General features: G+C 51.1%; 6 protein-coding genes. 2 read left to right on the top strand and 4 right to left on the bottom strand.

The genetic code is table 11. The features are described 5' to 3' along the window. Nucleotides 1-15 precede the first annotated feature (15 nt). Both P8H27_RS19280 and P8H27_RS19275 read right to left on the bottom strand, forming a co-directional pair. Nucleotides 16-2019: a transposase gene (locus P8H27_RS19280; RefSeq protein WP_289639347.1), complete on the bottom strand. Its 2004-nt coding sequence runs from the start codon at nucleotides 2017-2019 to the stop codon at nucleotides 16-18. Further along, entirely contained in the window at nucleotides 2016-2981 is a 966-nt protein-coding gene (locus tag P8H27_RS19275; protein ID WP_289639346.1) for a hypothetical protein, read from the bottom strand. The genes P8H27_RS19280 and P8H27_RS19275 overlap by 4 nt, the downstream gene beginning before the upstream one ends. Nucleotides 2982-3694: 713 nt before the next feature. On the opposite strand from P8H27_RS19275, the gene P8H27_RS19270 reads away from it, so the two are divergent. Further along, complete coding sequence (locus P8H27_RS19270) at nucleotides 3695-5266, top strand: TnsD family Tn7-like transposition protein (protein WP_289639345.1); 1572 nt, start codon at nucleotides 3695-3697, stop codon at nucleotides 5264-5266. Between the two features lie 916 nt (nucleotides 5267-6182). Then, on the top strand, nucleotides 6183-6539 hold the full coding sequence (locus P8H27_RS19265) for a histone-like nucleoid-structuring protein, MvaT/MvaU family (RefSeq protein ID WP_289639344.1): 357 nt from the start codon (nucleotides 6183-6185) through the stop codon (nucleotides 6537-6539). 193 nt (nucleotides 6540-6732) lie between these two features. On the opposite strand, the gene P8H27_RS19260 is transcribed toward P8H27_RS19265, so the two are convergent. After that, a complete protein-coding gene (locus tag P8H27_RS19260; protein WP_289639343.1) occupies nucleotides 6733-8148 on the bottom strand; it encodes a UvrD-helicase domain-containing protein in 1416 nt (471 codons plus the stop codon). Next, on the bottom strand, nucleotides 8138-9865 hold the full coding sequence (locus P8H27_RS19255) for an ATP-dependent endonuclease (RefSeq protein WP_289639342.1): 1728 nt from the start codon (nucleotides 9863-9865) through the stop codon (nucleotides 8138-8140). The genes P8H27_RS19260 and P8H27_RS19255 overlap by 11 nt, the downstream gene beginning before the upstream one ends. Between the last annotated feature and the right edge of the window lie 172 nt (nucleotides 9866-10037).

Genomic DNA, 10037 nt, shown 5'->3' with positions numbered 1-10037 from the left:
AACCAATACTTTCGTTCACTTCGCCTTACCTCTGAAGCGATTGAAGTCATCGATGTCGCGTCGAGCGGCACTATCTTTGGTTGGTCTTCCTTTTTTGCGCTGACCGCTATCCGATTCTACACCTGTGTCTTTTTTAAAGCGGTCGCGATATTCCTGCTGAATAGCAGGTATCTCATCGCGATGATCGGTAGCAGCTTCGCGGCGTATTTTATCAATCTCTTTTAGAACAGATAGCGAGATGTCGACAGTACCTTCTGGGGTTGCTGCAGTGCTCATGAAATCCAACTCATAAAGCAATCCATCTAGCTCTATCCAAATATGGCGCACACACATAGTGATGGCAAACACTGTAGTCTTAATAGAACCAGACCTCGCAACCATATCGAATACGTGCGTGTCTATAAGTGCCGCAGACCTATACTTTCGACCATAAAAATACACGGCGTCCTTTCTTATAGTTACTGGATGCTCCGTCAAGAAAGTCCTAACTGCCTCATCGAACGGCATTGCTATAGAGCTGTTACGACCACGACTATCCAGAAAGTTCCAAATGCCGTGGGGTGTTGGCTTCACCCTATTGATAATCATCTCTTCCGTTATCCGACCGCTCGCGTCTGAAGATTGGTTGTCGGCTAGAACCTGTAAAATCTCTCGCTTTGCCATTAACACAAAATTCAATTTGCTATGAAAATACGTCGGCTGTTCCAAGCTCTTTTTATCTCTTGGGTGAGATGATTCAACGGTGGCTTTGGATTGCCCAGAGAATGTTGGAGTAAGCTCGATGCTTCCCAACCAATTAATTTCGGGCTCACTGCCATATGTTGCGCCAGGCCCCCGGTCGAAAATGACTCCACCAGCCAGCCCATAGCAGGGCCACTCTTCAGAGCTAATGTTAAGTCCGAATAGCTCGCAAAACTTCACCTTATCAAGCGCCATGGAAAACAGTGCCATCTTGTAGGCCTCCATGGTTTCTCTACCTTCTGCGAAGCCGATACCCACTACAGCACCAGATAGGCCGCAGACGGCCCGTACCACACAAAAGCCATCTACGGCGCTTCCTTCCGTAATGCCTGACAGCTTCTCAGAGATGTAATACCCATCAAACTCAACCCGCTGACATAAATTCGACAAACGTTCTGCAAAGCTTCCTGCAGAACCTGATTGAGATCTTGCCTTGTGTTTCCCATTGAGCTCGAGCGCTAGATTCTTTGGCCCAATCATTTGTTTGGCCCAATACTTCATCTGGCCAAAAGATGGGAACGGCTCACCATTCGGTTGAACGAAGGTTTTAACACCTTTCACAACCTTTATTTCGCAGCCAAATTTTTTAACTAAAATGTCACTGTATAGCTTTGTCTTTGTACCAGCCGTATCCTTATATGCTAGAAGCCCATTAAGAATTTTTTCCTTCATGACAGGAGAGCAGTTGTAACCATATCGCTGACCTTTACGGTGAGGTCTTCCATGCTTAGCACTAGAATTTTCTTCACGGTTCCAGCCACCAATGCGATGGAGCAATGGCATTAGTGCCCACTTATTGAATCCAAATACAATATAGCTATAAAACCAAAGTCTCAGTCGAATTGCATTTTGTTGCGGTCGCTGAGATTTAGCATGTCTGTTTATGATTGCGCCGGGGTTATCACTACTCAATATTTCTCGATACTTACCTACAAGCTCAGAGATCGCCATGAACCTACGGTCGACTTTTTGATTATAGTTTTCCTTGGTAGAGGAACGTCGATCCTCCAAAAATGAAATTGAATATCCCTGGATATTCTTCAGCCATGGCGGGTAGTCATCACGACCATCCTCCACTAACGCTTTATTCTCCAAGGCCTCCTCAAATATATTCTGAGGGAGCATCAAGAGATCGACCGTTATATCGGCAGATGCATAATTAAAATGAACAAGCTTCACTCGATTTGAATCTGAATCACTATGAAGAAAGTGATAAACGACACCTTTAGCCAAGCACTGAAAACCTTCAAGTGCAATTATTCTTGCCCCGATCATCATCCGCTGAAGCCCTCAAAAAGACCTCCAAAGGTAACTAGAAGATCCTTCTCCTCATAGTTAAGCGGGTGATCTATAAGAATTGGCTTGTACATATCAACAGCAAGCTTACGAACCCAAATATCTTGGTAAATTCTTGCTATAAATTGATCTCGGCAGCCCCAACGTGAACCATATGTAATAGCAGTTTGCGCTACAGGCACTCCTTCGACATAAGCACATTGCACCGCAGCGCTAAAGTCATCCATAAGCTGCGGATCATGTGTTGATTGAAGGCCATGCATGCCAAATAACAGATCTAGATTTGCAATTACTGCTGTGTCCAGCATATCGAGAGATACTTGTTGCGTCCGTATACCTCCACTTGCATAGTATTCCGACTCAAGCAGAGCTCGCATATTTGCGTAGTCCCGATCTTTTTTCTGCTGAGCAGGCGTTTTAGCCTTTTTGCTTCGCCGTTCTGAAAATGCTTCTTTGGTATCCTTTACGGACCAATTTACTGCGATTGGACTGCCTGATTTATCTATGAGGTACAGCAGGAGATCTCCCTGATATGGGAATGGCTTCCTCTTCCGCTCTCCATTTGGATACTCATAGACAATGGTGTGGTGCTCAAGTCCGATAGCTTTTGCTACCGCCAAGGTTCCTGATAACGGTGGGGGAAATGACTCCGTCGCCAACGGGTGTCCACGCAGAGGATGAACTGTCGGTACAGGGGACAGCATCTTCTGTTCATGGATATCAATAAGTGCGGGGTTGTAAAGTGCGAACTGTACAAATACACGCTCAGGCGTCGAAAGCGCATGTATCGTTCGGCCGAGCGACCGACTATTCAGTCTGCTTATACGGGAGCCTTTGGGGGCCTCCTTTGGTACAGCCAAGGTGCAGGGGGTGTAGATATCCCCCCACTTAAAGCTCCCTTGCCTGCTTACCATGTCATCGTATTTTTGCTGAAGATTATTCATCTCAGAACTTCCATTGCATTCGTCGCTCTACAAGCCGTCACTTTCGAAATGAGCCTGCGCAGAGACAAATCATCCCTCTCAAGCAAGCGGGCACACTTCACCTCGCTGCTCACGATAAAAACTTTTTTGAGGATGAACGGAGCCGTACAGGGCTTGACGCCCCGCACGAAGCGGATAGACAATGGAATTCGTCAGGGACCAAATCTGACTTTCCCACGGAGGCCCAAGGTAGCACTTGGGCCTTTGTCTATCTGACTCTTAGCCCCCTATATCTAGCTAGGTGTCATTTTTCTCTTCCCTTCCGATTGCCAGACTTACTTATGCCTGTACGGCGCAATACCTAGTTCCCCTAAGCAAGGGATGCCACTACGTCGTATCTACTTCGTCATGACTAAGCTGGCCATGGTACAGCTATAAAATCGGGGCTGACAATAGAAAAAGCTGGGCTAACTAAGCACTCGAAATAGGGCGCAGCAAACCTACAACCTGTATTATTCAAAGCTATATCCGAACGTTGCATACAGCCATTAATGCCGACAATTTCTTGCATGCCGGCCACGCTCTAAAACCAATCGCTATTTGCATCTCCGGCTTTATCTCGCTTGGGTCTTTCCGGCCTGCGTAGACCTACTAATATCAATCACCTCATCTCACGTGATTGATATATGTCTACCTGCGCCATTTACTCGTCCCCCGAACGACCAGAAATAATCTTGAAGTGGCTTAAAGATGAAACTTTCTTCAGCATCTTCAGCCGCCAACACGCAGCTTGGGGAAACCTCAACCCTACAACCACCCTTCACATGCTATTCAATTCACGCAGTCAATCTACTAAACATGATTTTCCACACAGCCTGGACACGCTTCACTCCAATATCCGTGCGGTATGGGGTGATGCTAACTCAATAATCTTCAGGCGCACAATATTCCCGCTTTTCATGCCTTTCCAATCCCATTCACGCATTCAGACAGCAATGCAGATGCTGAAGGGAAATAGTCCAGGTTCGATTAAATATAGACTGGGTCTTATTACAGGGCGCTTTGGAGCGGAGCACCCCTTAAAAGCCTGTAGCGGTTGTATAAAGATGGACATTAGCCGCCATGGCGTTGCGTACTGGCATCTTTCTCACCAGTTTCCAGGCGTTCTAATCTGCCCCATTCACAAGATATGGCTTCAGGAAAGCACTCTTAATCGGAGATGGGCAGGCCGATTCCAATTGGCGCTGCCAGATCAGGCAGCGCTGATCCCCCGACCAGCTAAAGACCTCAATTCCCTCACGCTGACGGCCGTGAAACAGCTAGCTGATGCCACCCTTGACCTCGCCTCACTTGGGACCATCAAAACCTTTAATCTTCTACATGTCCGATCGGTCTATCGCAACGCCATAGCCGACCTGGGGTACGCCTCGCAACAAGCTGCAGCCTCATTTGCTCAGCACTCCTCGCTGCTACAACCCTTCCATCCGCTTACCTCCCTACCAACCACGGAGCAGAAGGCATCAACCTACATTCAGCAGCTCATGCGGCCTCCACGTGGTAACAGCCACCCGCTCAAGCATTTGGTAATGATCACGTGGCTGTTTGGAACAGTGAATGCGTTCGTAGACGCTTATGATCGCCTCACTGAAATTCAGGAGCGAAGCCTGCCGGATGCGACACAACCGCTCTCCAAGGACCAACCAAAACCGAAGCGGACCGAAACCAAGCAACCTAAGCAGCTCAGACCCAAAACTCTCAAGCCAACCATCAGAGCTCAAATATTAAAGCTGCTCAGTAAGGGAACGTCGAAGAATACAATTTGCACTAAATTCCGCATTACCATTTCTACCGTCAACAAATTGCTAAGAGCCGAACCACAGATAAAGGACTCTTGGACCGCCGCCAAGTTAAAGATGAATTTGCTTGAGCATCGAAAAAAATGGACAGCACTTTCAAATAGCAGCCCAAATTCAAGCACCAGTACCATTCGCGCTCAGGACCCTAAACTATATGCCTGGCTCTATCGCAACGATAAGGCCTGGTTAACTAATAAGAACTCTGAACTACCTACCGGTCGAACTGGAAATCACTCAAAGATAAATTGGACTGAAAGAGACATAGAGCTAGAGAAAAAAGTTCTCAATGCCTTAGCGCAAATACTTTCTGAACGCCCGAAGGAAGGCAACATAACGTATATCGTTTATACATTGGTTCCTTCACTTTTTGTCTGTCTTCAAAAACCCAACCAATACCCAAGAACCCGTTCGCTATTACGCTCACTAAAGAAACAAAAACTATTACCCTAAAATTCGCAGGATTCACCCCAATCCCAACTTAGCTTTTTAACTAAATAACTAATAGAAAGCACTAGCGCGGGAACCGATCTGACGTGCCGTGGACCAGACCAGGTGCATCCAGCTGCTCTACTCGTCATAGGAACACATGGAATTGAGGTATGGCTGCTCCTCAGGACGTGATCCCACGCTCGTTACTGGCCTTCACAAACGCCTTGGAGTGTCCAGACCGGTGAGGAGACATGGTTTGGCCCGAAAGCATCAAGCTCATCGTTTCAGTTAGGAGCAGTAGATTCGGGACAGGACCGGAGGCAGACCTTAGGCTAGGCACACGGTCGATAAATGTGTGCTAACCCCTCTGCAGGCCGCGAAATACTTGAATTATGTGCAATTATCTCTCGATAGATAATTGATCACTAAGTAACCAGATCGGTGGTTCACTGGACGCTGCGTGGCCACTCCGGAACCACTCGCCCCTCTCAATCAAGCTTGCAGTCCCAAAGCCGAAGCCGAGATAGCCAGCCCGGGCTATATCAACGCGTCGGAGTCTGGTCCAGTTTTGGGTACGAACTCAGCCCAAATCCATAAATTGCAAGCTTAGCCTGATGATCCACTTCTCAGTATCCGAGGCTACGTGAATGAAACAACCTCTCCGGCGATTCCTTAACCGACTGGCTCTGGTGAACGTCAGCATCGTCGCAATCGCCATGATGGGCCCTACCGAGGCGGTAGAGCCGCTGATTATCGCGTTCCACATCGGGTCGTTCGTGTGGGTAGTGGCTTGGCTGAAGGGTCGTCGCTACTCAGCCATCTGATAACAAATCTGGTTGGTCTGCAGGCACCGCTCTGGCGTTCCACCTGCAGCGCCGGAGATTTCCCGATGCTCATATCGAGGTAAACTCGTTGAACCAGACAAACCGGGGTGTATATGTCCAAGATCGCTGAACTCAAAGCACTGGAGGCCGAGCTCGCGGCCCAGCTGAAGCAACTCGAATCGCTCAAAAACGACAAGGCGCTTCAGAAGGAAATCGAGTTTGAAGAGAAACTCAGAGCACTTATGGCTGATTACAACATCGGCTTGCGCGGCATAATCGCGCTACTCGACCCCCAGTCGTCCACCAGTACGCAGCCCGCAACGCGCGGCACTCGACGTGAGCGTCAGACCAAGACATTCAAGAACCCAAACACTGGTGAGGTCATCGAAACCAAGGGCGGCAATCACAAAACGCTGAAAGCGTGGAAGCAGCAGTATGGTGCAGACACCGTCAACAGCTGGCTCCAGTAGTAAGCTACCTAGCTGCTAATCAGGGCTCTTTTCGGAGCCCTTTTTATTTCGGGTTCCCGCCTCTCGAGCAATCGCCTAGCTGTTACCAAAGACATCCTGGATGTACTGAGATCCGTGGTCTGCAAGCATGGAGCGGTCATGGTATCCACTCGCAACCAAACCTTATCTTGCTGCAGTGGTATCGCAGCAACTGTCAAACTGGAGCGAGAATCGGCGTTGGGGAACACACAACAATCTGCCTTGCACCGCGAGTAAGGGCGACGTAGAGATTCTGGGCTGACATCCTCTCCGGCTGCAGAATCACGGAAACATCCGCCTCAAGCCCCTTAAGTAACAGCGTACTGCCTACAGCTCGTCGGCCCAGCGGGCGACCTTGATGCCGGTTGCGCTCACGGGCCTCAATGGCCGCAGTCACGAAGTCGGTTGTACCGTTCATTGCGGCCTGCATAGCAGAACGGCAACAGTGCAAAATTTCTGTTCGATACACACGAGCGCCAGGCTGATCAGCAAGCGCGCTTAGTACTCGTAGCGCCAAGCCCATCGTTGGCCCCGCGGCAAAGGCAACGCACTCAGCTTCAGCTGGGGTTGGAGCTGTTCTGGCTCGACCTGCTCGAAGGCTAGCAACTCTAGCTTGCAGGTTGGCCGCTCCTACCCCTGTCATCACATTCGAAGCGAACCCAATCAGCTGCGACAAAGGATCTGCTGAACGAAGATCAAATTGTCTGGCGAAGCTGACCAGATCACGAAGATCAACAGCCTCTACAGCCATGGCACCAGGTGTTTGGCTAGTAAGCTGGAGTCGGCCAGCTACGTTTATCGAATCCCCGATAACGAGAACGGTACCATTAGCGTTCGGAGCAACCGCTCTAGCCGCTTGTCGACGCTGCTCGTCTTCGGTTCCAGCAAAAAGCTCGACCCATCGCACCTGTGGAGGACCTGTACGGAGATCCACCGGCAGCCCAGCTTGGAGTTGCAATCGCATTGCGAGCAGCCACTGCCCCAGATCCTCAGTACCAGCCAAGCGCCAACGCCAGGGCGTCCTCAATTCGCCGGCCACCGGGAACTGGGCCAGCACATCTGCCGCCCAATTTACTAACGGGTCTGTGAAGCCGAAGATCGCCTGCATCGGGTCGCCGAGAACGCAGGTAGGCAGCAGCTGGGCTAACCCAGTCACGATTCCATGCTGAGGAAGATTGCAGTCTTGGTACTCATCCACCAGCAACCTCGCGTAGGTAGCCCGGATTGGTTGTGCGAGATGACCTGAGTTCAAGAGCTGCCGGGCGGCTTCTCGAATTGCAGGATAGTCCGCCCTGGGATTGTTGAGTTGAAGGATCTGTGGGTTGTGCCTGCTACGCGCGGGGAATTTGCTGATCAGGCGCATCGAGAAGCCATCGATGGTGGATACCCGGTACGCGGTATTTTGAACGCCGGCGCGCTTAAGGCGGGCACGGAGAGCCGCAACGCCTGCATTCGTATGAGTCAGGATGAGGACGGGCTTATCCTGCGTATGTGCGACGAGGGTGTCCGCTATCAGCTGAGTCTTCCCACAACCTGCCGGGGCGGTTACCGATCCTCGCTCGATGGTTAGGAGGTCGATTTCAGGGGGCACTTGTGAAGATCCATAGCTGATCCACTTTGGCTCTGAAATCAGGGTCAGCGTTGGCCAAATCCGGGCCAATGATATTTTTCGCCATCTCCTGGTAGGTGGTCAGCGACTTGAACCACCCTTTATTGCGGATGCGGGAGGCGGAGCCTAGTAACTCTCGCGTGGCCCGCGGATACCCTGAAACGAGCCTGGCTGCCCGGATGCTTGCAAGCGTCGCCTGCCCGTTGGATCTGGTTCGGATGTTTTCATCCATCAGATCAGCACCAACGACCTCTTCTGCTTTTACCAGAAGTGCGTCGAGTGCGGTTTCACTGAGGGAACGGAAGATCTCATCCTCCAGGGTTAGACCCTCTCGCCAGGTTAGGATCTCACCCCCCACAGCCAAGAACGCCTCCATAACCCCCTCAGCCGCTGGCTTGTCCGCATCCACAAAAACCAGCACACGATAACCAAGCTTACGAAGCGCAGTTCCACGCTTAAGGCTGTTATCCGGGCTACCCCCGCCAGCATTCGCGTAACTACCGCCATGGGCGAGGAATGAAGTCGCGCCAAGGGTGGTCCACATCTGGTCTAGCCCTCGGACGAAACCAACTTCGCTGGCCCCCTCACAGACGATGACTGATTTGGCAAGAAACACCTCTGGGTCAGCCCGCAGAGTGCTTTGCACTTCGTCAGAGCTCCCTGCCGGTAGCGCATAGTGGCGTCCGGCGTGGGCCCGGACAACAAACAATTGACTGCCCGACAGCTCGCGTAGAGCAACAGGAGAGTGTGTCGTCATGAAAACCTGCAACGGCACTGTTGCGTCCTTGGCACCAAGCGAATCGAGGAAACGCATCAGCCTATGCGGCTCAAGACCATGCTCAACCTCATCGACCAGAGCAACAGGCGCGACTGTGGCTGCAGCCCGCTGGAGTCCCGCTACTAATAGACGTGAAGAGCCGGTACCTAGAGAGCGAAGTGGAATGCCCGCCTCGTTATGCAACGCAATGGCGCCCTCGCCAATGGATACAGAGTGAGCATCAAGAAGCGCCTTCGGCATCGCTCCTACTGGTATTCCGAGCTGTTGTGCAGTGCGTTGAACAACGCCCAAGGTATCAGTTAGATGCTGAGTGGCTTGATTACCAAAGTTCTCTCTTGCCTGCCTGGCAGCGCGAGCAAGCTCGGCGCCTAGCTCTACTCTCTCATCAGTTAGACGGTTAAGTACTGATCCGCGGCTCCAAGACAGGTTCGAGTTCGTAAAACCACCAATGCGTGCCGGTGCTAAGGCCGTACGCTCTTTCCATGGCAGAGAGCGCTCGAGCTGCTGCTGCGCAGCGCGGTATGAGTAAAGCGTCCATGATGGCTCCAGATCGGCACCGACTTGCAGGCGCAGCGTGATAACGGTTTCCAGCCCCACACCGGGCTCATCCTCGAGAACCCCCGTGGCCGGATTGAAACCGCGCAGGAAATCGCCATAGACGTCGATGTCCATCAGCGATGGAGAGAGGTTGCCCAGAGTCACACTGATGGTGATGGGGATATCAACGTTCATGGCATGGAAGTCCATGTCGCCGAACGAAATGCTTCTTCGCGCTCCAAGACAGAGGTCAATCGCATCGAGGATGCTGGATTTCCCGCTATCGCCTGGGCCAATCAGACAATTGATACCAGGCGCTGGATTCCAATCGAGCTCTCGAATGGCGCGGAAGTTGTTGATACTTAGTTGGCGAATGCGTGCCACATGATCTCCTTCACGATTAACCCGGCGACCTCAGTTCACAGGTGCCGACATTCCAAGCATTGCCCTCCCTGAGCGTATGGGGCTGCAATCTGCTCTGCTAGAAAGAAGTGTAGGCAGGCATTTGCATGCTGGGAGAAATAGGCCCAGGAATCGAGAAGACTACATCAGCAGT

This window comes from Pseudomonas sp. sp1636 (genome assembly GCF_030376615.1).
Taxonomy (GTDB): domain Bacteria; phylum Pseudomonadota; class Gammaproteobacteria; order Pseudomonadales; family Pseudomonadaceae; genus Aquipseudomonas.
This window is presented reverse-complemented; position numbering and strand designations above follow the sequence as displayed.